This is a genomic window from Sphingomonas sp. CFBP8993, assembly GCF_034044895.1.
In the GTDB taxonomy this organism is placed as follows: domain Bacteria; phylum Pseudomonadota; class Alphaproteobacteria; order Sphingomonadales; family Sphingomonadaceae; genus Sphingomonas.
In genome coordinates, this window is sequence record NZ_JAXCWU010000001.1 from 653739 (window position 1) to 677442 (window position 23704).

General features: G+C 64.5%; 17 protein-coding genes and 3 pseudogenes. 7 read left to right on the forward strand and 13 right to left on the reverse strand.

Annotation, left to right across the window (positions count from 1 at the left end):
• The first annotated feature begins 214 nt into the window (after positions 1-214).
• The 3 genes from SOM26_RS02885 to SOM26_RS02895 all read left to right on the forward strand — a co-directional run bounded on the left by SOM26_RS02885 (position 215) and on the right by SOM26_RS02895 (position 4989).
• Positions 215-700, forward strand: a complete 486-nt coding sequence (locus tag SOM26_RS02885; protein WP_320451211.1) for a cupin domain-containing protein — start codon at positions 215-217, stop codon at positions 698-700.
• On the forward strand, positions 697-1638 hold the full coding sequence (locus SOM26_RS02890; protein ID WP_320451212.1) for an SMP-30/gluconolactonase/LRE family protein: 942 nt from the start codon (positions 697-699) through the stop codon (positions 1636-1638). Before SOM26_RS02885 ends, SOM26_RS02890 begins: the two co-directional genes overlap by 4 nt.
• A 432-nt stretch (positions 1639-2070) precedes the next feature.
• A complete protein-coding gene (locus tag SOM26_RS02895) occupies positions 2071-4989 on the forward strand; it encodes a TIM-barrel domain-containing protein (RefSeq protein WP_320451213.1) in 2919 nt (972 codons plus the stop codon).
• A 214-nt stretch (positions 4990-5203) separates the two neighbouring features.
• Here the strand turns inward: SOM26_RS02895 and SOM26_RS02900 are convergent, their stop codons facing one another.
• Positions 5204-5446: a hypothetical protein gene (locus SOM26_RS02900; protein ID WP_320451214.1), complete on the reverse strand. Its 243-nt coding sequence runs from the start codon at positions 5444-5446 to the stop codon at positions 5204-5206.
• On the reverse strand, positions 5439-5978 hold the full coding sequence (locus tag SOM26_RS02905) for a hypothetical protein (protein WP_320451215.1): 540 nt from the start codon (positions 5976-5978) through the stop codon (positions 5439-5441). Before SOM26_RS02905 ends, SOM26_RS02900 begins: the two co-directional genes overlap by 8 nt.
• Before the next feature lie 202 nt (positions 5979-6180).
• On the opposite strand from SOM26_RS02905, the gene SOM26_RS02910 reads away from it, so the two are divergent.
• Together SOM26_RS02910 and SOM26_RS17605 are read left to right on the forward strand one after the other, a co-directional pair.
• Positions 6181-7758, forward strand: coding sequence for a hypothetical protein (locus SOM26_RS02910; RefSeq protein WP_320451216.1), 1578 nt, complete (start codon positions 6181-6183; stop codon positions 7756-7758).
• Positions 7759-7840: 82 nt separating this feature from the next.
• Positions 7841-7963 (forward strand): annotated as a pseudogene (locus SOM26_RS17605) (IS630 family transposase); the annotation flags it as partial.
• Between the two features lie 504 nt (positions 7964-8467).
• Here SOM26_RS17605 and SOM26_RS02920 read toward each other — a convergent pair.
• The 3 genes and pseudogenes from SOM26_RS02920 to SOM26_RS02930 all read right to left on the reverse strand — a co-directional run.
• A pseudogene (locus SOM26_RS02920) lies at positions 8468-9023 on the reverse strand (transposase family protein); the annotation flags it as partial.
• A gap of 198 nt (positions 9024-9221) precedes the next feature.
• Positions 9222-10208 carry an alpha/beta hydrolase gene (locus SOM26_RS02925; RefSeq protein WP_320451217.1) on the reverse strand — a complete coding sequence of 329 codons (987 nt, stop codon included), beginning with the start codon at positions 10206-10208 and terminating at the stop codon, positions 9222-9224.
• Positions 10209-10389: 181 nt separating this feature from the next.
• Positions 10390-11217: an oxidoreductase gene (locus SOM26_RS02930; protein WP_320451218.1), complete on the reverse strand. Its 828-nt coding sequence runs from the start codon at positions 11215-11217 to the stop codon at positions 10390-10392.
• Between the two features lie 106 nt (positions 11218-11323).
• Here SOM26_RS02930 and SOM26_RS02935 point away from each other — a divergent pair, with 106 nt between their 5' ends.
• Positions 11324-12232, forward strand: a complete 909-nt coding sequence (locus SOM26_RS02935; RefSeq protein WP_320451219.1) for a LysR family transcriptional regulator — start codon at positions 11324-11326, stop codon at positions 12230-12232.
• Here SOM26_RS02935 and SOM26_RS02940 read toward each other — a convergent pair.
• The 5 genes and pseudogenes from SOM26_RS02940 to SOM26_RS02960 all read right to left on the reverse strand — a co-directional run bounded on the left by SOM26_RS02940 (position 12229) and on the right by SOM26_RS02960 (position 16065).
• Entirely contained in the window at positions 12229-12633 is a 405-nt protein-coding gene (locus tag SOM26_RS02940; RefSeq protein ID WP_320451220.1) for an Rrf2 family transcriptional regulator, read from the reverse strand. The two genes, SOM26_RS02935 and SOM26_RS02940, sit on opposite strands and share 4 nt — an antisense overlap.
• A 179-nt stretch (positions 12634-12812) precedes the next feature.
• Complete coding sequence (istB, locus tag SOM26_RS02945) at positions 12813-13541, reverse strand: IS21-like element helper ATPase IstB (protein ID WP_320451221.1); 729 nt, start codon at positions 13539-13541, stop codon at positions 12813-12815.
• Positions 13528-15039: an IS21 family transposase gene (gene istA, locus SOM26_RS02950; protein WP_320451222.1), complete on the reverse strand. Its 1512-nt coding sequence runs from the start codon at positions 15037-15039 to the stop codon at positions 13528-13530. The genes istB and istA overlap by 14 nt, the downstream gene beginning before the upstream one ends.
• A gap of 116 nt (positions 15040-15155) precedes the next feature.
• Positions 15156-15461: pseudogene (locus SOM26_RS02955) on the reverse strand (SDR family NAD(P)-dependent oxidoreductase); the annotation flags it as partial.
• 28 nt (positions 15462-15489) lie between these two features.
• Complete coding sequence (locus tag SOM26_RS02960; protein ID WP_320451223.1) at positions 15490-16065, reverse strand: glycoside hydrolase family 15 protein; 576 nt, start codon at positions 16063-16065, stop codon at positions 15490-15492.
• A gap of 217 nt (positions 16066-16282) precedes the next feature.
• Between SOM26_RS02960 and SOM26_RS02965 the strand changes: the two genes are divergently transcribed.
• Positions 16283-17473, forward strand: coding sequence for an ROK family transcriptional regulator (locus tag SOM26_RS02965; protein ID WP_320451224.1), 1191 nt, complete (start codon positions 16283-16285; stop codon positions 17471-17473).
• Between the two features lie 64 nt (positions 17474-17537).
• On the opposite strand, the gene SOM26_RS02970 is transcribed toward SOM26_RS02965, so the two are convergent.
• From SOM26_RS02970 to SOM26_RS02980, 3 genes are read right to left on the reverse strand one after another with little or no spacing between them, the layout of a single operon-like run.
• Positions 17538-19862: a GH92 family glycosyl hydrolase gene (locus tag SOM26_RS02970; protein WP_320451225.1), complete on the reverse strand. Its 2325-nt coding sequence runs from the start codon at positions 19860-19862 to the stop codon at positions 17538-17540.
• Positions 19863-19873: 11 nt separating this feature from the next.
• Positions 19874-21325 (reverse strand): glycoside hydrolase family 125 protein, encoded by a 1452-nt coding sequence (locus tag SOM26_RS02975; protein ID WP_320451226.1) that lies wholly within the window; start codon positions 21323-21325, stop codon positions 19874-19876.
• Positions 21322-23616 carry a GH92 family glycosyl hydrolase gene (locus tag SOM26_RS02980; protein ID WP_320451227.1) on the reverse strand — a complete coding sequence of 765 codons (2295 nt, stop codon included), beginning with the start codon at positions 23614-23616 and terminating at the stop codon, positions 21322-21324. Before SOM26_RS02980 ends, SOM26_RS02975 begins: the two co-directional genes overlap by 4 nt.
• Positions 23617-23704: the final 88 nt, after the last annotated feature.

Sequence of the window (23704 nt, forward strand, 5' to 3'; positions counted from 1 at the left end):
TCAGCGTTCCGCGCAGCCGGTGTTACGTTTTGTTTCTGAAAGTACCTTGGTGACGGTTGGAAGTGCTGCGCCCCTCACCTCGCAAGCGCAACCACAGCCTCGAAAACTCCGACATGTTCCGAGCGAAACCGCATCGCCTTCGCGTCGTTGAACGAACGCGCGAAAACCATGCGCGTCCTTCGCGGCGTTTTCCGCAGCCGATCAGGAGACAGGAATGACCGATCTTCCGACCCAGACACCCCTGCCGAATGACGGCAGCGACGCCGACCAGCCGCCGGTCCTGCCGTTCCTACACATGTGGACCCAACTCGACGGCACCAGCCGGATCGACCTGTCCCGCATGACGGGGTTCGGCATGAAGAGCGTGGGCGGCGGAGCCGATCCGCAATGGATGCGCCCCTTCCCCGGTGAGGTTGCCGCGATCAACTTCGCCATCCTGCCGGTCGGCTGGACCGGCGACTGGCATGAAAGTCCCAAGCCTCAATGGGTGATCCCGCTGCGTGGCCGCTGGTTCATCGAGACGATGGACGGCAACCGCGTGGAGATGGGGCCAGGCGATATCCATTTCGGCCAGGACCAGGGCACGACGGACGAAAAGGGGCATCGCTCCGGCCAGATCGGCGACGAACCGTGCCTGCAGATCATGATCCAGTTCGCTACCTCGCCCGCCGCGCAGACGCGCGATCCGTTCGGGGCATGACCGACAAGACGATGCAGCCCGCGCTGTTGACCCCGGCACGGCTGCGCCAACCCGGCCCGCCCGCGTCGACCGACATGCCCCCGCCCCGCATCCACCGTGATGAAGCGCGCGCGGTGCTGGGCGGGGCCTCCCTCGTCACGCTGTACGATCAGGCGAGCTGGAGCGAGGGGCCGATATGGTGGCCGCGCGAGGCGACTTTGGTATGGAGCGATATCGTCGGCCGCCGCGTGCTCGGCTGGCGCGAGGACGGGGCGGTGGACGTGCTGCTCGACGCGACCCCGTTCACCAACGGCAACGCCGTGCTACCCGACGGCACGCTGGTGCATTGCGAACATGGTCGTCGGGCGATCAGTCGGTCCGACGGGACAGGCGTCGCGACCGTGATCGCTCGCCACGCGGAGGGCAAACGCCTGAACGCGCCCAACGACCTGATCGTCGCTGGTGATGGCGCGATCTGGTTCAGCGACCCGACCTTCGGCATGGAAAATCCGAAACAGGGCGTGCCCGGCCACAGCGAAAGCGGGCGGACCGCGATATGCCGGATCGGCATCGATGGCGCGGCAAGGCGAATGGTCGACATGGCCCAGCCCAACGGCCTGGCCTTCTCACCGGACGGCCGCATCCTCTACGCATCGCAAACGCCCGAACATGGCGAAGGCGAGGTCGCGATCTTCGCCTTCGACTGGGACGGCGAGGCGCTGTCCAACCGCCGCCGCTTCGCCACGGTGGCAGAGGGGATTCCAGACGGTTTCACGGTCGACCGGCGCGGTTGGCTATGGAGCAGTTCGAGTGCGGGGGTAGAGATCTTCGACGACGCCGGACGCCATCTCGCCACCGTGCCGACACCGGGGCTGTGCAGCAACTGTACGTTCGACGCCGATCAGAGGCGATTGTTCGTCACCGGCGGGTCCTGCCTGTGGATGCTATCGCTGCCCTGAATGTGCACAGCCATGGCGACGCCATGGAATGAAGCCGGTCGCGATTGTGGAGCATCAACGCGGCCCGTGGTGACGCGCGAGATCGACGGTTTCGCTCTGTAACAGGCTGCCCCGCTGGAGGTCTTGGCCGCGAGGGCGCTGAGCGGTGCACCGGTGAATCACGTGCTGTTTAGGCCGGTGTCCCGCAGAGCTTTGCGCACCTCACCGGACATAGGGGCGAGAGAAAAACGCGCCAGATCAGCCGAGCGTCACATCCCCTCTTGCGCCTGCGGACGGATACGATATCACCTGCGTTAAGTCCGACAAAAGGTCGAGTGATCCGGTGGTTTGGAAAACCGGCCTGTCGGATCGGCAACGGATCAGAGGGCGGTCACGGGAGAGACGAATATGCGGCATGGGCTATATCGAACGGCGTTGTTCATCGGCGTAGGCATGGCGGGGCTTACGGCAAACGTACCGGCCGTCGCTCAGGCGGGCGCGGCTCAGGCGCCGGCCCCTGCCCCGTTACTGCCGACCGCGCTGGACGAACATGGCCAGCCGATAGCGGTCGGCGCCGTGCCCGCTCAGGGCTTTGCCTATACCCGGCTGCGCAACGGCGTGCAGGTCCGCGTGAACGGGGTGTCGAAGACCATCCTGTTCTACGGTCCGTCGACCGTGCGCGTGAACGCCAATCTGGGCCGCAACCACTGGACCGCCAAGAGCATCGTCGTCGTCGCGCCCCCGGCCGATACCGACTTCACCCTGGCCGATGACGCCGGGACGCTGACCATCGCCAGCGCCCGGCTCCGCGTGGCGATCGACAAGGCGACCGGCGCTGTCCGCTTCCTCGACGCGGCCGGTCGGCTGTACACGAGCGAGGACCCTGCCGCCCCGCAGAGCATCAAGCCGATCACCAGCGCCAAGGACCCCAGCTACGAGGTCGAGAACCGTTTCCGCCTGGCCCCGGACGAGGCGATCTATGGTTTCGGCTTCACCGACGACGGGGCGATCAACCGGCGCGGCACCGAGCTGAACCTCGTCCAGACCAATATCGGCATCATCATCCCGGTCATGGTGTCGAACCGCCGTTACGGGGTGATGTGGGATACCTATTCCCACATGCGCTTTGCCGACGATGCGCGCGGCACGCGGCTCTGGGCGGAGGATGCGCCGGGCGGGGTCGATTATTATTTCATGGGCGCCGACACGATGGACGGCGTGGTCCAGGCCTATCGCAAGCTGACCGGCGATGCGCCCATGTATCCCAAGCAGGCCTTCGGCCTGTTCATGAGCAAGGAGCGCTACACGACGCAGGCCCGCCTGGTCGAGGTGGCGGAGACGTTCCGGCGCGAGCGCTTCCCGCTCGATTACATCGTCCAGGACTGGCAATATTGGGGCGGCAACGACGGCAGTTGGAGCGGGATGACGTGGGACAAGACCCGCTTTCCCGATCCGGTCGGCGCGATTCGCCGCATCCACGACCTGCACATGAAGCTGATGGTGTCGATCTGGCCTTCGGTCGGCGACGATACCGCGCTGGGCAAGGAACTGGACCAGCACGGCCTTCGCTTCGCACCGCTGCACTGGATTTCGAAAAAGGCGCGGATTTATGACGCGTTCAGCCCACTGGGGCGGCAGATCTACTTCAAATATGCCAAATCCGGGCTGCTCGACAAAGGCGTCGACGCGCTGTGGATGGACGGGACCGAAGTCGAGGTCAGCACCGCGATGCACGACGCCAAGGCGGCAGTCGACGACATCAAGTCGCTGGGCCGCAACGCCATGGGCGACTTTTCGCGCTATCTGAACGCCTATACGCTGATGACGACGCTGGGGACCTATGAGGGGCAGCGGGCGACGAGCGACAAGCGGGCGCTGACCCTGACCCGATCGGCCTGGGCGGGGGCACAGCGGACCGCCGCGACCTCCTGGTCGGGCGATACCCAGGCCAGCTGGGAAACGCTGCGCCATCAGATCGCGGGCGGGGTGAACGTCACCGTCACCGGCAATCCGTATTGGACGCAGGATACCGGCGGCTTCTTCGTCAGCGGCTATAATGGCGGCGCCCGAAATCCCGCCTATCGCGAACTGTTCGCGCGCTGGTTCCAATATGCGACGTTCAACCCGCTGATGCGCGTGCACGGCACCGACATCGAGCGCGAGCCCTATATCTTCAAGACGATCGACCCGCAGGTCTATTCCTCGCTGCTGGGCGCGACGAACCTGCGCTATCGCCTGCTGCCCTATATTTACGGGATGGGATGGCAGGTGACCTCGGGCGGCTATACGATGATGCGCCCGCTGGCGATGGACTTCCCCGACGATGCGCGGGTGCACGGCATCAAGGACGCCTTCATGTTCGGCGGGTCGCTGCTGGTCCATCCGGTCACGCGGGCGATGTACCATGTCGAACCGGAACCCGCCGCGACGGTGCCCGCCTCCGTACTGTCGACGATGGACGGCAAGCCGGGGCTGGCAGGCCAGTATTTCCAGGGCCGCAATTTCGACAAGCCCGCCGGTCGCGTCGTCGACACGATCATCGACAAGAGCTGGCCGGAGCCCCCGCTCCAGCCGCTGCCGCCCGGCCTGACCGGCCTGAGTGATTTCTCCGCGCGGTGGGAGGGTATGCTGGAGGCGCCCGAGGACGGCGAATATGAACTCGGCCTGCAGGGCGACGACGGCGTGCGGCTGTTCGTCGACGGTCGCAAGCTGGTCGACGACTGGACGGGTGGCGCGTCGCGGTATCGCGGTGCGAAGGTGACGCTGCGCAAGGGCCAGCGAGTGCCGATCCGTATCGAATATTATCAGGGCGACGGCCAGCGCGACCTGCGCTTTGCATGGCGGCGGCCCGACGAACTGGCCCGCGTGACCGCCCGCGCCAGCGAGCGGCCGCAGCTGGCGGTGCAGACCTATCTGCCCGCAGGCGGCGACTGGTATGATTTCTGGACCAACGCTCGACTGGCGGGCGGCCGGGACGTGTCGCGTGACGTCCCCCTCGACATCATGCCGCTCTATGTCCGCGCGGGTGCGATCCTGCCGATGGGCCCGGTGCAGCAATATGCGACCGAGAAACCCGAAGCGCCGTATGAAATCCGCGTCTATCCCGGCGCGAACGGCCGCTTCACCCTTTATGAGGACGACAACGAGACCTATGCCTATGAGCGGGGCCAGCGTGCGACCTACGAGCTGGCATGGGACGATGCCCGTCGCACGCTGACCATCGGCGCACGCACCGGCAAGTTCCCCGGCATGGTGCCGACCCGGCAACTGAACATCGTCGTCGTGAAGCCCGGCACGGAGGGCGGCGTCGCAGAGCGGCCCGCGACGAAGACGGTGACCTATACCGGCAAAGCGATGCGGCTGACGTTCTGAAAACCGCACAACCACCGCACCTTGCGGAACCGCCAGTATCGCAGCCCAGGCGGCGAGCTGGCGGGTGATCACACCAGCTCGCTGCTCTTCACTCGATCACCGAGGACGACAGGTCGCGCAGCCCGCTCGCCACCCTTCAGTGGGTCCTCCGGTCGCCAGAGGATTCAGCTGGTATACCGCTGAAGAGTTTCGATCTCTTCGGCGTACGGGTCGGTCAGGCCGATCCAGACGAACTTGGACCGGTCGGAGGAGTGACGGGCGCGAACAGCCGCCCGCCATGGATCAGCAGCAGCACGCCGGTGCCCGCAAGAATGAAGGTCAACAGCGCCAGGCCGAACTCCGCAACCTGTGCCGGGCCGTGGCGCGCCGCTTCATAGACCGTGCGGTGGACCAGCGTCGAACCCACCGACGCGGCCAGGAGGACAGCGCCCCAGAAACGGGGCGGCAGTCTAGCCACGCGCGATGCCCGCCCGCGAGGCCTGCCCCGCCGAGCCGAGGCTCAGTCGCCCGTCGATCCGGCGCGGGCTCCCCGCTGAGGTGGCGACCGTCACGGAGGACCGGCCGCGCCGTTCCGCCTCGGCAAAACGCTGCGCCGCCTGCGCCGAAGCAAAGCGACCGAGCACTCCGCCCACGCTGTCGCTTACGGTCCAGTCGCCATCGACATCGCGACCGACGACCAGCATGACCGGTTCCGGCATATCCATTGCGGGTATAGTCTCCGATTGTGGGAAATGGCTGGCGACGGCGCGGTGCTGCCACCGCGTTCCGATCTCGACCTCGTCGAACAGATGACGCCCGAGCAAGGCGAGCGCGCTGCCGCTGCTCCCCGCCATGAAGCCGATCGTGGCGAGCCCGTAAGCCAGGATACCCGCCGACGCCGAATGCAGCGCGAACAGTCGTGCGAACGCCACATAGCTCAGGGAGCCGAGAAGAAGTCCCGTGGCGCGCAGACCGACGTCGGCGCGCCGCGACCGATGCCACGCCGCCATGCCATAATCCTTGTTACGGCCCTCCAGCTATCGACCGCGGCATAGCAATTCGAGATCGATTTCCGGCAATGACATAGCGTTGGCATAGTGCAGCGGGATTTACGGCCGACATGCGCCATCTTTGGCTGGCGGCCAGCGCCACGGCATGTCACATCGGTGATCGGGGCGAAGGGGACCGGACAGGTCCAGAAGGGGGAATGGCATGGTTGTTCGGGCGTCGGCGATGGTGTTGCTGCTGGCGATGGCGGCTCCGGGGGCAGCGCAGTTGGCCGATCCGCTCGCGATGACGACCGATGCCGGAGACCAGGCGGTCATGGCTGAAGCGGCATCCGCCATATCCAGCCGAACGCCCGATCTGGCCCGCCTGAACATGGTCCTCGCCAAGCTGCCGCGCCCGACGCCATTGCGCGGCATGGTGCAGACCGTCCGCGCCGGTGTGCTGGCCAATCAGAAGGATGCGGGACCGGCGGTGGCCGCGATCGAGGAGGCACTGCGCCTGCTACCCGACGATCCACGCCCCAAGCTGGTGGCTGCCGGCATCTTCACCTTTTCCGGTTCGCCGCAGCGTGCGGCGGATTTGTGGATCGAGGTCAGCCGTGTGGCCCCTGATTATGCGCGGATGACCGATCGTTACATGATCATGGCGCTGGCGGGGCGTCTGGTGGACATTGGCGACCGGGTGCGCGCGGACCGGCTCAACGCCCGATTGGCCGAGATCGGCTTCAGCACCGGCGTGGCGCCCGACCGGTCGCACGCCGCGCTGGCTCGAACGCGCGAGGCATGGCGCGACCAGCGCACGGAAGACGCGGCGGCATCCGTGTCGGCCATCGGGGACCCCAACGACCTGCTGACCATATATATCGATCGGGGTTATGCGGACCTGTGGCCCCGCATCGCCGACTGGGCAGGCTCCGATCTGGCCGGCCAGAGCCGCCGTTATCTGGAGGAATTGCGCGCCGACTGGCAAACGGCCGACAGCTTCGAGACGGCCGCCCCCTATGCCCGGCAGCTGGCGAGCGTGCAGGCGTACAAGGCAATCACCACGCTCTTCCTGCCGATGTTCGACCGGGTACGCCCCGATCCCGATGCGGAGCAACAGGAAGGTGCCGAGTTCCTTGCCCCGATCGTCGCGCGCGCCCTGCTGTTACAGGGTCGTGAAGCCGAAGCGCGCGAGCTGTTGGCGAAGGTGGCCGCCGCGATGCCCACCGACGATCAGGGCAACGCGCTGAACATCGACGGAGCCTATCTGACGCTGGCATCGCTTCAGACCGATTGGCCCGAGGTCGTGAAGCGGGCGGACCTGTTCCTGGCCCGCGCCAAGAGCCTGGGGCCCAGCGTCAATCGATCGGCGACATTGCAGGTCGAGGCGTGGCGGGCCTGTGCCCTGCACCGGCTCGGCCGCAAGGACGCGGCACAGCGGGCGGCGGCCAATGTCTTTTTGACCGAGGCCCTGATGCCCGGCACGGCGATGGACCTTTATCTTTGCCGCGGCGACAGCGCGGGCGCACGCGCGCTGGTCGTGTCGCGGCTGGCCGATCTGTCCAGCCGCGACTGGGCGCTGCGCTTCGTGCAGCCGGTGAGCGCGGACTTGGTCGTCACGCCACTCGACCGGTTGATCAAACCGGTCGAGCAGGCGGTTCGCAGCGCACCTGATGTAATCGCAGCAGCGAACAAGGTCGGTCGCATCCTGCCTCAACCGCTCAACCGAGGTATTCCAGAAGGCTTCGATCCCTTCCGGACGCGCCCCAGCGACAAGCCGCTGAGCCCCGGTTCGGTCTAATCCTGCGCCGCGCCGCTATTCTTTCGGGCATGAGGTCATAGGCCGGACGCCAACAATATGCGAGATGAGATGAGTTGTCTTCGCGAGTCTTCTCTATCTCCTGCCGTCGAGCCCAGACTTCAACCCGATCGAACAGCCCTTCGCAAAGCTGAACACTCATCCACGCAACGCAGCCGAGCGCGCGAGTCGTTGCCTCTGGAACGCTACTGGGGGCATCCTCGACCTCTGCTCACCAGCTGATTGGTGCCTGCGCACTATGCTGGAAGACCCTGCGGTACGGGATCAAGCCGCCAGGGCACGCCGGATGGCCCAGAGGCTGAGGTGGTTGCGAGTGTGGCATCGCTGATGGGGTATTGCCCAAACGCCGACGCCGCCCTGGAGGGCGGGGTATGGTATATGTGGCGTAATGGTTGCGGGGGCAGGATGATTTCGCACCCACGGCGTACCTCAGCAAGTTGGATTTGCTCGCGATTTCGAAAGGCGGGCCGTAAGCACCCCCGCGAGTACCCCCACCTGAATGCTAACGCGTTAACGTGACAGAAATGTGCGATGAGACGTGGCAGCCCATCGCATATCGCGGGATAGTCGGCGGCCGGTTAAGACGCGTAAGAGACCCACTTGCAGACGCTCAACGCGCCCGAGTCCAGCCCTACAATCGGACATCCATTCATCTCGGCTTGAGCAGCGACCTCCGGTGGCGGTGCTCCCATACGGCTTTCAGCAGGTGTTCGAGGAACTCCCACGCTGTCCGGCGATCGGCCTTGTCGACCAGTTGCGTGACGGCGAACTTGCTTGTGCGGTCGATGCCAACAAACAGGTATAGCTTGCCTTCGGCGGTCTGGACCTCGGCGATATCGATGTGGAAGGGGCCGATCGGATAACGCTTGAAGCGCTGCCGCTTCGGTTTGTCGCCTTCGATGTCGGGCAGGCGGGAGTGCCATACGCTGCAGGCAACGATGCAACGCTGACCGCGTCAGGTGCGGCATCGGCGGCTGCAACGCATAGAGACAGTCGTCGAGCGGCAGCAGCGTGTGGCGCCGGAACGCTACAATCATCGCCTCCTCCGCCTCGGACAAGGTCGTTGAATGAGGGGCCTTTGGCCCGGTCTTCAGGTCCTCAACGGTTGCTCGCTTGCGCCATTTCGCGACCGTCTTCGGGTTCATCGCCAGCTCACGGCTCAGCGTCGAGAGCGAAGCTTGCGATCGCTGTATTGCTGCTCGGACGGCGTGCGCGGTCGTGGCGCATCCATGACGTACTTGTCCCATACAGCCTCCTTCCATTCCAACGAAAGGATCGCACCATCAAACCGTGGGATCAAACACCTAGCCGGGTCTGAAAGCGCCGATGCGGTGAAAATCTGCGACAAATGGTCCAAGCATCGGCGGCTCGACTATGAGGCTGCAAGTCGCATCGAGACTGAATGCATCAATGTTTTCACTGGGGTACAATTGCGGGAGAGTACGTCACTGCCAGCGAGCTTTAACGAACCGGGCTATCTCGGCCGCCAAGTCGTCGTCCTCCGGGGTGTTCCCTTGAAATCCTCCATGCGGCATCCCTTCAAAGACATGCAGTTCGGCATCCACATCCGCTTGGCGCAGTGCACGGTGCATCCGTACAGCGTTGGACAGGAAGAGGTCTCGCGTGCCGGATTGAAGGAAGGCCGGCGGCAGGCCTTTTAAATCTCCGAACAATGGTGAGAGATAAGGATGCGACAGGTCTGCCCCACCGGCATACAGCGCGTTGTTCCGCATCAATGATCCGGGCAGCACGACATCCACCATCTGATTAACCTGAAAACTGTCGCCGGACTCGGTCAGATCGACCTCTGGAGACAGGAGAACCATGCCGGCGGGCATGGGCAGCCCTTCGTCCTTCGCGCGCAGGAGCATCGCGACAGCAAGGTTGCCGCCCGCCGATCGCCCGCCCACGACGATGCGCGACGGTGCGTGCCGTTCCAGCACGTAGCGATACGCCGCCATCGCGTCATCCAATGCCGCCGGATAGGGATGCTCGGGCGGCATCCTGTAATCGACGCCGTAGCTGAGCGCCCCAAGCCGATCCGCCTGCATTCGCGCCTGCACGCGACACGCCTCGCCGCCACCAAACACGAACGCTCCGCCATGGAAATCCACATAGGCGCCATCCGGCACCGATATGGTCTCGGGCGTCGCGACATGGATCGTGGTCTCGCCGATGCGAAGCGTCTCGGCGCTGGCACGCAACGTACCGGCCAGCCCTTTCACTGCAGCCGCATAATGCCCGTCCGCTGCCGCCTTGATCTTCATCCAGCCCGCATGATCGTCCGGCGGTGGCATCAAGTAGAGCGCGTTGATCGGGACGCCATCGTCATTCACCAGTCGTTCGAGACTGGCGCGAGCCTCCTGGCTTATCGATGAGGGGAAGGGTATCAAACGGCCCTGGACCATGATGCCGCTCTTCTGGTCGGTCATGTCGTTGCGCTCCTCATGACGCGCGCCGGATCGCAGCTGCGCCGCAAGCGATGCTGACAGGGCCCAAGCATTGCGTCAAAGCGCCCCCTCCCCTATTCCCGCAAACGGACCTTGAGCGGGTTGGTCTTGCACCGCTGGGTGGCGCCGTCGTTTAAGGTGATAGCTGCTCTGGCCCAGCCGCTCAGGCATCTTCCTCATAATCGATCGAACGCGTTACGCTTTCCCAGCGATCCATCTCGTCGATCACCACGTCGAGCTTCTCTCGGGCACGTCGCAGCGCGTCGCTCCCAAGCAGCAGATGAAGCGGCGGATTGGGCGTGTCGACCAATTCGAGGATCGCCGCAGCCGCCTTGTCAGGATCGCCGATCTGGCGCCCGGCCATCGCGTCAAGCCGTGCGATTCCGGTCCCGACGCTTTCGGCATACTGCTCGCTGCCCTGACTGCGGCGGATCGAATGACCGCTGAGAAAGTCGGTGCGAAAGGCACCGGGTGCGATGGCCGTGGCATTGAGACCGAAAGGCGCGACTTCCTGGGCTAGGCTCTGTGTTAGGCCTTCGAGCGCGGATTTGGTCGCCGAATAGAGGCCGGATGATCCCGCCGGCGCACGGCCTGCGATCGAGGTGATGTTCAGGATGTGACCGCTGCCCTGCCGCCGCAAGACGGGAAGCGCGGCGCGGATGATGGCAAAGGGTGCAAAGACGTTGACCGCGAACAGCCGTTGAAACTCGGCGTCCGTCGCTTCCTCGATCGCCCCGAGCAGGCCATAGCCGGCGTTGTTGACCAGCACGTCGATGTGGCCAACCTTGTCGAACGCCGCACTTACAGCCGGTGCGATCGCCGCCGCATCGGTAAGATCGACGGTCAGGACATGCAGCGTACCATGACCCACTTCCAAATCCGGCGCAGCCTCGCGCACCGTGCCGACGACGGTGTCGCCCCGGGCGAGCGCTGCCTGCGCGAGCGCCTTGCCGAGGCCGCGGGAAATACCCGTGATGAACCATGTCTTCATAGCTGTTCTCCTTCACCGCCAGATGTAGCGCTTCACTCCAAGCGGATAATCGACCATTTGCCACCCAGGCTTGTAAGGTCAGCTTCACAATGCTGAGATGCCCCCTATGATCCATCCCAGCGAGTTCGGTGCCTTGCGCGCCTTTGCAGCCGTCGCCGAGCAACGGAGTTTCAGCCGGGCGGCCGAGCAGTTGGGGGTATCGTCCTCGGCGCTGAGCCAGTTGATCCGCGGCCTGGAGGAGCGGCTAGGCATCCGCCTGCTCCATCGCACCACCCGCAGCGTGTCGTTGACCGAGGCTGGCGCCGCGCTGCTCGGTGATATCGCACCCGCGATCGACAGCCTGACGGGCGCCCTGGAGCAGGCGCGTACTGCCGCGAAGCTGCCGGCCGGTACAGTCCGCCTGCACTGCTTCCATGCTGCCGCAGACAGGTTCGTGGTGCCGATCCTGCCGAGGCTGGCGCGCGCATTCCCCGACATCACGCTCGATCTCACGATTGATGACACGGGCGTCGACATCGTCGGCAGCGGCTATGATGCCGCAATCCGTATCGGCGAGGTGATCGAACGCGACATGGTCGCACTTCGGCTAGGCGAGGATATTCGCCAGCTGGCTGTCGCCGCGCCCGCATACTTGGCCGAGCACGGCGTTCCGCAAACGCCAAAGGATCTGCTCCAGCATCGTTGCATCCGCTGGCGCTGGCCGGGGCAGCCCGGCCCCTATGCATGGGAGTTTTTCGAGAAGGGCCACTGGTTCTCGGTGGCGGTCGAAGGGCCGTTGATCACCAGCAGCCGCGCCGTGATGGTGGACGCCGCGCTTGCTGGCATCGGGATCGCCTTCCTTAAGGAGGAGTCTGTCGTCAACGCTTTTGCGCAAGGTGCCCTCGTTCCGCTGCTGGCGGAGTGGTCGGTTCCCTTTCCCGGCTATTATTTGTGTTACCCCCAGCAACGGCAGATGGCACCGGCCCTGCGCGCGGTAATCGATATGATCAGATCGGGTGAGGATGCGGCTTTCTAGCTAGCCGCATCGCAGTGTGCGTCGAAATCGCGCGCCAGTTCGGCCAAGCTGACGGAATCGAGGCGCGCCACCAGCAGCGCCTCGGCGTCACGGAGCACACCCTCCAGCGCAGTATTAACGGCTTTCTCGACAGCGCAGTCGGCATTGGCGTTCTCATGGCCGATAGCGAAAAGGCGGGGTCCGCCAACCGCGCGGTGTACGTCCAGCAACGAAACGTTCTGCAAGGGCTGCGCGATCACCCAGCCGCCGCCATGGCCCTTTTCCGACCGCACATACCCTGCATCCCGAAGACCAGCCATCGTGCGCCGTACCACGACCGGGTTGGTACCCAGCATGCGGGCGAGCGCCTCGGAGGTCATTGGTCCCTCATGCCGCGCCATGTGGAGCAGCACATGGAGCATTCGCGTGTCAATCGGCGTCCAAAAAGGACCCCTTATCGGCGTGCAAAAGGGACCCCCTTCGTCGAGTGGTGTGACGGGTATGGCGGGCGCACCGTTCGCGCTGGTTGCGGCGTAGGGCGGGCGTAGCCCGACCGGAGGCGCAAGCAGCGCGAAGCGTTCTCTGCCGGTGGTCCTGGGTGTCAGCTGCGGTGCTTGAAGCGCCAGCTGTCGTTGCCCGTTTCGACGATGTCGCAATGGTGGGTAACGCGGTCGAGCAGCGCGGTGGTCATCTTGGGGTCGCCAAAGACGGTCGGCCACTCGCCAAAGGCCAGGTTCGTCGTGACAATGACGGAGGTCTGCTCGTAGAGCTTGCTGACGAGGTGGAAGAGCAGCTGACCGCCCGAGCGGGCGAACGGCAGGTAGCCAAGCTCGTCGAGCACCACGAGGTCGAGGCGCGAGAGCTGAGCCGCCAGCGTGCCGGCCTTGCCGAGGCGGGTTTCCTCTTCGAGCCGGTTCACCAGGTCGACCGTGTTGAAATAGCGCCCGCGGGCACCGGCCCGCACCACGTTGGCGGTAATGGCGGTGGCGAGATGCGTCTTGCCGGTGCCCGTTCCACCGACCAGCACGACGTTGCGCCTGCCCGGAAGAAACGAGCCGCTGTACAGCGAGCGCACCAGTCCCTCGTTGATGGGGGTGTCGTCGAAGACGAAGGCGTCGAGGTCCTTCACCGCGGGTAACCTCGCGGCCGACATCCGGTAACGGACCGACGCTGCATGGCGATGGGCGGCTTCGGCGCGGAGCAGGTCGGTCAGGATCTCCATCGTCGTGCGCTTGCGTTGCAGGCCGGTGGTCACCGCCTCGTCGAAGGCACCGGCCATGCCCTTCAGCCCCAACTCGGTCATGGCCGTCATCATCTCATGCCGCTGCATGGAGACCCCGCAGGCTGTCATAGCGGTTGCAGTCGGCGCGAGGCGGATGGCGCAGCGCCAGGTCTTCGGGCGTGACGATGGTCAGCGGTCGCGGCGGTTCGCGCCGGCGGGCCAGGATGTTGACGATGACGTCGTCGCTGGCGGTGCCGGCCAGCAGCGCCTCTCGCACGGCCGCTTCCACCGCCTCCAGTCCGTCGTCGAGCACCGCTGCCAGCACCCGCACGAACCGCCGGTCGGCATCGTCGCCGGTGCCGAGCTTGCGCCGCAGTCGTGCCAGCGCAGGCGGCAGCTCCCAGCCCTGGAACGGTGCGCCGTTGCGCAGGGCACCCGGCTTGGTCGCCAACACCGGTAGATAATGCCACGGGTCGTAGATGGTCCGGTCGCGGCCGAAGAACCGGGGATGGTCGGCGACGACTTCACCGTCGCAGCGCACGACGATGCGGTCGGCATAGGCGCGAACCTGCACAGCGCGTCGCACCACCCTGGCAGAAACGGAGTAGCGGTTGCGGTCGAAGCTGATGAGGCAGGTGCCGCTTACCGCATGCTCGCTTTCGTGGAAGCCGTCGAAGGGCGCGACAACAGGCTGGAGCACAGCCTGTTCGGCTGCCCATGCCTGGGCGACCGTCAGTTCCTTCTCCTCGGGATGCTGGTGCAACTCGGACCAGCGCCGACACTCGGCTTCCAGCCAACCGTTCAGCTCCTCGAGGCCGGTAAAGCGCAGGCGTGGCTGGAAGAAGCGGCCGCGCGCGGTCTGCACTTGGTTCTCGACCTGACCTTTCTCCCAGCCCGACGCGGGCGAGCAGGCGGTCGGCTCGACCATGTAGTGGTTGGCCATGACCAGGAAGCGACGGTTGAAGACCCGCTCCTTGCCGGTGAACACGCTCGTCACCGCCGTCTTCATGTTGTCGTAGATGCCGCGCGTCGGCACGCCTCCGAAGAAGGCAAACGCCCGCGCATGCGCGTCGAACAGCATCTCCTGTGTTTCGCGGGGATAGGCTCGCACATACATGGCCCGCGACGCGCACAGCCGCACATGCGCGACCTTCACGCGCATCGGCTTGCCCGCGATCTCGACGTCCTCGTGGCTCCAGTCGAACTGATAGGCCTCGTCCGGCCGGAACAGCAGCGGGATGAACGCCGGTGCATTCATCACGTCCCGACGACGTGCCTGCCGCCAGCGGGCCGCATAGCGACGCACCGCATCGTATGAGCCATCGAACCCCTCGCGCAGCAGCAGATCGTGGATGCGCGTGATGCGCAGCTTCTCGCGCCGCGCACGCGCCTCGTCTTCCTCTAGCAACGCATTCAGTCGCGCCTGGAACGGCCCCAGCTTGGGCAGCGGCTGCACCTCCCGCCGGTACCCCATGTCCGCCTCCGGCGACCGGATCGCCTTGCGCACCACTTTGCGAGATAAATGCAGGTCTCGCATGATCGCCTTGATGGCTTTCCCCGCCGCGTGCTCGCGCCGGATCCTCAACACCGTCTCCAATACCAACATCCCGATCTCGCCGCCTGACACACCGCCAAGCGAACAGCCTAGACCACCGGGATGAGGGGTCCTTTTTCGACGCCGATCACCCCGCTACCGGGGTCCCTTTTCCACGCCGATCCACACCCCTCGGCTTCGATGAGTTGGATCACCTCGGCCGCGTCACTCTTTTCGGACTCGAGGTACGACAGAGCGACGTCAGCACCCTCCCGTGCAAACGCGATAGCGGCCGCGCGACCGATGCCGCTGTCCGCGCCGGTGATGAGCGCCTTGCGCCCAGCAAGCTTGCCTGAGCCCTTATAGCTCGTCTCGCCGTGGTCGGGCACAGGATCCATCTTCGACGCTTCACCGGGCACAGGCTGCGGCTGCCGCGGGAAAGGCGGCTGCGGATACTGCGAGCGAGGATCCTGCATAGTCAGACGGTCAGTCATGCTTATCTCCATTGGGATAGGATCAGTGTCAGTTGCAGGCTGCTGCCTCGTCGAGAACGGACAGCGCCATAACGTGCGCTAGATGGCTGAGACCTTGAGGAAGGTTGCCGAGGAACGCGCCACTCGCCGGATCGATCATCTCGGCCAGAATACCGTGACCGTGGGACAACGCGTTGTTTAGCTTATCGAACCGCTGGCGGGCTTCAGGCCACTGACCAAGTTCGGCACGGGCCTCCACCATCCAGAAGGAGCAGGCAAGAAAGCACCCATCCTCCTTGTCCATGCCGGTGTAGCGATAGCGAAAAGGACCGCTGCCTAGCTCACGATCGATCGCATCCATCGTAGCTAGCAGCCGATCATGACCATTAAAGCCGAAGCGGACGGCAAGCGCCAAGGAGGCGTCGAGCTTGTCGGTACCGCGGTACATGACGAAGGCCTGCTTCTTCTCCGACCAGCACTCAGCTTCGATCCAGTCCTTGATCCGGTTGCGTTCGCGCGACCAGCGTTCCGGGCGCGTGGTCGGCAGCTGACCTTGGTCTGAGCAGCCCCGCTCAGCGCACAAGAAGGCGTCCTTCGGACCAAGCACCTTGGCAAAATCAATCAAAATTGGCCTCGCGGAGACCAATCATGGCTCTCCCTGTCAGCGCTGCCTGACCATAGTAGCCCCCTTTTGTTAGCCAGTGGTGGACAGACCGGGTAATTACTGAAAGGTTATGCAGGGTCGGCCACATCCGACAGGCACCGCTAGGACCTATGCATACCGAAAGCGAATTGCGCCCCTCTGCCACTGTCAACCTGATGGCCGGCTTCGGTTCAGCGTAATGATTGATGCCCATCGCCCGCGCCTATTCGGTACGAACCTCGAGCGTGCGGCCGACCATAACCAACGGATCACGCTTCATGCAGTTCGGGTATGCGGCGCGCTGACCAGAGTAGAATTGGCCTCGATCACCGGCCTAACGACGGCTGCCATCGCCAACATTACCCGCCGCCTCCTCAACGATGGCTTGATCGAAGAGGCGGGCCAACAGCGTGGCGGCCGCGGCCAGCCTCCGACGAGGCTTGTGATCCGCGACAAGGCCTGCTTCGCGTTGGGGATCAATATCGATCGCGATCATGTCACGATCGTACTTGTCGATTTTGCCGGGGAGACGGTCGCCCGAATCTCGGAGGATATCGCGTTCGCGCTCCCCGGGCAGGTCGCGGCGCTGTACCGCACGTCGATCCGCAAGATGCTGCAGGCGGCGCAGGTCACCATCGATCAAGTGGTCGGGCTCGGCGTCGCCAGCCCCGATCAGCTCGGGAGCATCGATCTCCCCGGCCGACCGGCGGCTTATGCCGATTGGGATCAGGTCGACATGGCCAAGCTCTTTGCTCGCCCCTTCGCGCTTCCAGTGTTCACCGAGAACGACGCTGCTGCCGCCGCGATGGGCGAAATGCAATTCGGCCTGGGGCAGCGTCACACCAGCTTTTTCTACATCCTGATATCCTCGGGACTCGGTGGGGGCGTGGTCGTTGACAATGCCTATATTCGCGGGGCGGATGGCCGCAGCGGGGAGCTGGGTTTCCTCCGAACCACCACAGGCGCGCAGGTGCAGACGCTGGTATCCCGTTCCGGTCTGGCCATGCACATGAACAGGGATGGCTTCGCGCTCGCCGACATTCCATGCGACGAGGACGCAGGCGACCATGCGGTCCGGGACAGCCTTGAGGCGTGGGTCGAAGCCGCCGCAGCGCAACTTGTCGGGCCTTTGACGGCGGTCAACTGTCTGTTGAATCCTGCGATCGTCCTCATCGGCGGCCGGCTGCCCGCCGCCGTGCTGGATGGCCTGACGAACCGTCTTAATACCCGGCTGGCCGAAGCGTGTGACGGCATCCCGGCCCTCGCACCGGTCGCGCGTGCCGCGCTATCCGCCGACGCTCCGGCCGTCGGCGCCGCGATCCTTCCCTTCAGCCATTTCCTGCTTCCCAAGCCGGGCGCGCTTTGGAAGACGCCCGGCCATGATCAGTAGGACGCATTCTAGAGAGGCGCTCGCCGTTCCCGCAGCGTCATGACCGGGTCCGACGCCAGGGGCATCATGTTCGTGGCGAGGACAGCGAGGGCGGCCGATCCGCCGGGGCGGTGCCGAAGCGTGACGGCTTTCCGCCCATCTGGAACACGAGCTCACCGCCCTGGATAAGATCAGCGTGCGATATCCAGTTACGGGTCCAGGCTTTGCCGTTCCACCGGACCGACTGGACATAGGGCCTGTCGGGGGCATTGCCCTGCGCCCGAATACGTAGTGTTCGTCCGTTCTGTAGATTCACCTGCACATCGTCGAAGAGCGGCGATCCGAAGACATAGACGGCGCTGACCGGATCAACCGGATAGAAGCCCAGCGCGCTCAGGATGAACCACGCGCTCGTCTGCCCGCAATCGTCATTGCCGATCACGCCGTCGGGCTCGGCCTTGTACATCTCGTTCAACAGACGCCGGACCATCGCCTGCGTCTTCCAGGGGATGCCTGCATAGGCATAGAGATAGGCCACATGCTGGTTGGGTTCGTTGCCGTGCGCATATTGGCCGACCAGACCGGAGATGTCCGGCGGCGCATTATCGGGTAGGGTCGAGGGCGCCGAAAACAATGCGTCCAGACGCGCCTCAAATGCCTTGTCGCCGCCCATATGGGCGATCAGCCCGTGCACGTCATGCTGGTTGAGGAAGGTCGCCTGCCAGCCATTGGCCTCGGTGTAATCGCGCCATCCGGGCTTGGGCATATGGCCCAACTGGATCGGGTCATAGGGCGCCCACCATTGGCCGTTGGCAAATTTGGGCCGCGCGAAGCCGATGTTGGCATCGATCACATTCCGGTAATTGCGACTGCGCCGCCGCAATGCTTCGGCATCGCCTTGCGCACCCGCCGCCTCGGCCAAGACCGCCATCGCCCAGTCGTCATAGGCATATTCCTGCGTCCGGCTGACCGATTCCCAGACCAGATCCGCGGGGATATAGCCACGGTCGTAATACTCGCCGCGGCCCAGCGAGCCGTCGGAATCCTTGAATGTCCGATCGAAGGCGCGTCGACGGATATTGGGCCAGGCGGCGGCGTAATCCGCCTCGATCCCCTTGGCCTTCGCCTCTGCCATGATCGACACCGAATGCCAGCCGATCATCGTGCCGGTTTCGACGCCCTGAAGCTGCCAGACCGGCGGCCCATAGGGGCTCTGCTGCGTCTGGCGGACGAGGTCGCGGATGAATAGCGCGGCCTGGCGAGGCTTGACGAGGGTCAGCAACGGGTGGAGCGCGCGATAGGTGTCCCACGTCGAATAGGTACTGAACGCGGGTTGGTCGACCGGGGCCTGATGTACCTGCCGGTCCATGCCCATATAGCGGCCGTCACGGTCGGAGAACAGCGTCGGTGCCAGCAGCGCATGATAGAGTGCGCTGGCCATGATCGTGCGCTGCGCCTCGGTACCGCCGGACACGCGGATACAGTCGAGTTCCTTCGCCCAAAGCGATCGTGCCGCCCGGCATCGTGCATCGAAGTCCCAGGCCGGTGCTTCTTCGGCCAGCGCCTTTCGTGCGCCTGCGACGGACACGGCTGAGAGGCCCGTCTTGATCAGGATCGGCTCCCCACCGGCCTGATCGAAGAAGAGAACGAGCTTCAGTCTGCGACCGCTGACGTCACGGGCGTTACCGGCGACCGGTGTGTCGCCATCGCCGAAGAACTGCACGCGGTCGGGCTTGCGCGACAACCGCATCGCGAAATGGATATCGCGCCCCTTGGCCCAGCGATTGACCGTCCGGCTTCCGGTCAGCACGCCATCGGCGTCCAACGCCAGCGAAGCGCGCTCGATCACCTCGCCTTTGTCCCAGCTATCGACGATGACATGCGCGAAGTCGATCAGGATGTGCCCCGCGCCCTGCGGGAAGCGATAGCGGTGGAGGCCGACGCGCTCGGTGACGGTCAGTTCGGCCTGCACCCCGCTTTCCAGTCGCACTCGGTAATAACCGGGCTCGGCAAATTCCCCCGAGAAGCGCTGTCGATAGCCGAGATCGGGATCGCCGAGCTTGCCTGGCGTCAATTTGAGCGGGCCGCGGCTCGGTACGACCAGCACGTCCAGCATGTCGCCGATCCCGGTGCCGGACAGATGCGTATGGCTGAACCCCATGATCGACGCATCGTCGCGGTGATAGCCCGAACAGGCATCCCAGCGGGCATTGTCCGTGTCCGGGCTGAGCTGTGCCATGCCGAAGGGCAGCGAGGCGCCGGGAAAAGTGTGCCCATGCCCGCCGGTGCCGATGAAGACATCGGGCTTGCCGGCGGCGGGAGCCGCCGCGAAGGCGCGGGTCGGAACCATACCCGCAACAAGGGTAAGTCCCGTGCCCGACAGAAGCTGCCGCCGGTTTGCCGTGGTCATCGTCTTTTCCCTTATGCCGTATAGGGTGCGGCAAGCAGCGCGGGCCTGCGCCGCGCCACGTCCAGTATGAAGTCTCCGAACAGCCCGTTGGCCCATGCGAACCAGCTTCGCGTGAACTTTGTCGGATCGTCCTTGTGGAAGCTCTCGTGCATGAAGCCGGTGCCGCCATGGGTCGCGCGCAGCCACGCCAGGCACTGACGGATGAAGGCATCATCGTCGCTGAGTAGCCCCCGCGTGATGATCGACATCGGCCAGATCATGTCCATGCCGACATGCGGCCCGCCGATACCATCCGCCGCCCGCCCGGCAAAGAAATAGGGGTTGCGCGGGCTCCAGGCCAGGGCGGCGGTACGCCGATAGAGCGGATCGTTGCGCTTCGCCGCGCCCAGAAGCGGCAAGGCCGACAGGCTGGGCACATTGGCATCGTCCATGAAGATCGCGTTGCCATAGCCATCGACTTCGAAGGCCCAGACCTCCTGACCCCGGCCATCGGCCATCTTGCCATGCGCATCGAGCGCCTTGGCGACGGTGTCGGCGAGCGCGCGGGCCTCGGTCGCAGCCGCCGTGTCACCGCAAGCCTCGTTCAGCACCACGGCCAGACCACGAAGCGCGGCGACCGCGAACAGGTTGGACGGGATCAGGAATGGATAGACGCAGGCATCGTCGGACGGCCGAAATCCCGAATGGATTAATCCGACCTTCCGGGTTGGCGCGCCGTATCCGCCGAACATCAGCGTCTCGGTCGGCGAAACGTCGCGGCGCTGGAAATGATAAGGTCCGGGCCCATCCAGCCGCTGCTGCTCGCGAAAGGTCGCTACCGCCCGCGCCATGCCCTGCCGCCACAACGCGTCGAACGGGGCCCGGTCGCGGGTCGCGGTCCAATAGGCATGGGCCAGCCGCATCGGATAGCAGAGCGAATCGATCTCCCATTTCCGCTCCGCCACGCCCAGCTTCATCTCGGTGACGTCGCCCGCCGCCGACAGGCTGGTGCGTGCCATCGGATCCTTCATGAAGGCGTTGGCATAGGGGTCCAGCAGGATGCACCGGGCTTGCCGCTGCAGGGCGCCGTGGAACAATGTCCGCAGGGCCGGGTCCCGCGGTGTCAGGTGCACATAGGTCTGCAACTGGGCCGAACTGTCGCGCAGCCACATCGCGTCGATGTCGCCGGTGATGACGAAGGTGTCGGGTTTGCCGTCCACCGTGCCCGACTGGACCGTGGTGTCCAGCGTGTTGGGGTAGCAATTCTCGAACAGCCAGGCGAGTTGCGGGTCGGCGATCTTCGCCTTCACCCGCTTGATCTCGTCCTCGACCGCCGGGCTGGTGAAGGCACGTTCGCCGCGCGGCGGGCGCTTGCTGGGCAGCACGGTGCCCGGCGCTGCACTGGCCGCGCCGAACGGCAGCGACGCCGACAACGCCACTCCGCCCAAGACCAGATTACGGCGATTTATCGCGATGGAAGTCATGGACGTACGACTCCCGGCTGGCTCATCGAGAATGGTATGGCGGCCTCGCTGCTGGCCCAGGCGGTGTTGGGCTTGGGCCCCATGACGAAGGTCAGCTTGCCGCCACGCTGCAAGTCTTGCCTCGACAACCAGGCCTTGTCGTAGCGTCGCCCGTTAAGCGTGGCCGACTGGATATAGACATTGTCCGGCCCGTTGTTCCGCGCCTCGATGCTCAGGCGCTTGCCGCCCGGCATGGTCAATTCGACCTGCCGAAACAGCGGACTGCCGATCGCATATTGGCCGACCGTGGGCGTTACGGGATAGAAACCGAGCGCAGAGAAGACGTACCATGCCGATGTCTGGCCGTTATCCTCGTCACCTGGATAGCCATCAGGCGTGGCTGAGTAGAGTTTCCGCATCACGTCACGCACGTGAAATTGCGTCTTCCACGGCGCACCGGCCCAGTCGTAGAGATAGATCATGTGCTGGATCGGCTGGTTGCCATGGGCGTATTGCCCCATGTCGACGATCTGCATCTCCCGAATCTCATGAATGGTCTGGCCATAATAGCTGTTGTCGAACAGCGGCGGCGTAGCGAAGACCGAGTCCAGCCGGTTTATAAAGGCCTGGTTCCCGCCCATCAATTCGGCAAGGCCGCGGACGTCCTGCATCACCGACCAGCTATAGTGGAGCGCGTTGCCCTCCGTGAAGGCATCGCCCCATTTCAATGGATTGAACGGCGTTTCCCAACTCCCGTCCTGGTTGCGGCCCCGCATCCAGCCCGTCTGGGGATCGTAGAGCTTGCGGTAGTTCTGCGCCTGAGCCGCATATTTGCGTGCATCGTCGGTCTTGCCCAGTGCCGCCGCCAGCCGCGACAGCGAAAAGTCGGCGGTCGCATATTCAAGCGTCCGTGCGGCATTCTCGTTGATCCCGACATCGTACGGGACATAACCGAGCCTGTTGTAATATTCGACACCCTCACGCCCGACCGCGTCGAGGACGTTCCCCTTCTTGTCGCGCGGGCGCCCCTCGGAGGTGGTCGCGTTCTTGACCATGGCCTCGTAAAGCGTGTTCACGTCGAAGCCACGCACGCCGTTCAGATAGGCGTCGGCGATGATATTGGCCGAGTTCGACCCGATCATCACGCTGCGGTGGCCCGGGCTCGCCCATTCGGGGAGCCAGCCGGACTCCTTGTAGGTGTTGACCAGCCCTTGCATGATCTCACCGTCCACGTCCGGATACATCAGCGCGAAATAGGGGAAGACGGCGCGCCACGTGTCCCAGAAGCCGTTGTCGGTGTAGAGCGGCCCGTCATGGACCTTGCCGTCATAGGGACTGTAATGGACCTGCTGCCCCCGCGCGTCATATTCGTAGAAGCGACGCGGAAATTGCAGCATCCGGTAAAGTGCCGAATAGAAGGTGCGACGATTGTCGATGCTGGGATCGCTGACGCGGACGCGGCCCAATTCCTTGTCCCAGACCGCCTTGGCCTTGGCCTCGGTCTGCGCGAAACCGTCGGTACCAATTTCCTTCGTCAGGTTTCGCTCGGCCTGCTCGGCGCTGATGAACGACGACGCGACCTTTACGCCGATCTGCTCGCCCTTCCTCGTCTTGAAGCTGACGACGGCGCCGACATGCCCGCCTTCGCTCTTCAAGGCATCGTGAAGCTGCCAGTTTTCGTCCCATGTGCGCGAGACGACGAAGTCGTGGTCGAATTCAAGCACGAAGTAATTGTGGAAATTGTCCGGCACCCCTCCGCTATTGTTGCGGACATAGCCGGTGATGCGCCGTCGCTGCGGATCGACGGTTACCATCGACCCCTTGTTATAGGCGTCGAGTACGATGTGTGCGTCATCGCTCTGGGGAAAGGTGAACCGGAACTGCGCCGCGCGAGAGGTCGGCACCACCTCGGCGGTCACGTCATGATCGGCCAGATACACCTTGTATTTATAGGGATGGCTTTCCTCCGCCTTATGGCTGAACCACGACGCTCGCTCATCCTGCTTGATGCGCACCGGGCCGGTTTCCGCCATGATCTCGAACGCGGCGTAATCGTTCATCCAGGGGCTGGGCTGGTGCGTCTGCTTAATGCCGCTGATTTTCTTGTCGTGATAGGTATAGCCCCAGCCCGAACCCATCTTCCCCGTGACCGGTGACCAGAAGTTCATGCCCCATGGCACCGCGACCGCCGGATAGGTGTTGCCATAGGACAAGGTATAGTCGGAGTCGGTACCCATTAGCGGATTGACCAGATCGGCCAGCGATTCCGTCTCCGTCGCCCCGCGCGCCTGTGCGATCGCGATGGACGGCATCGGCAGGATCAAGCCAATCGCCGACAGTGTCGCCAGGGAGTTGCGTACAGTCGCTCCAAAAGCCTTGCTCACCATCAATCTCCCCATA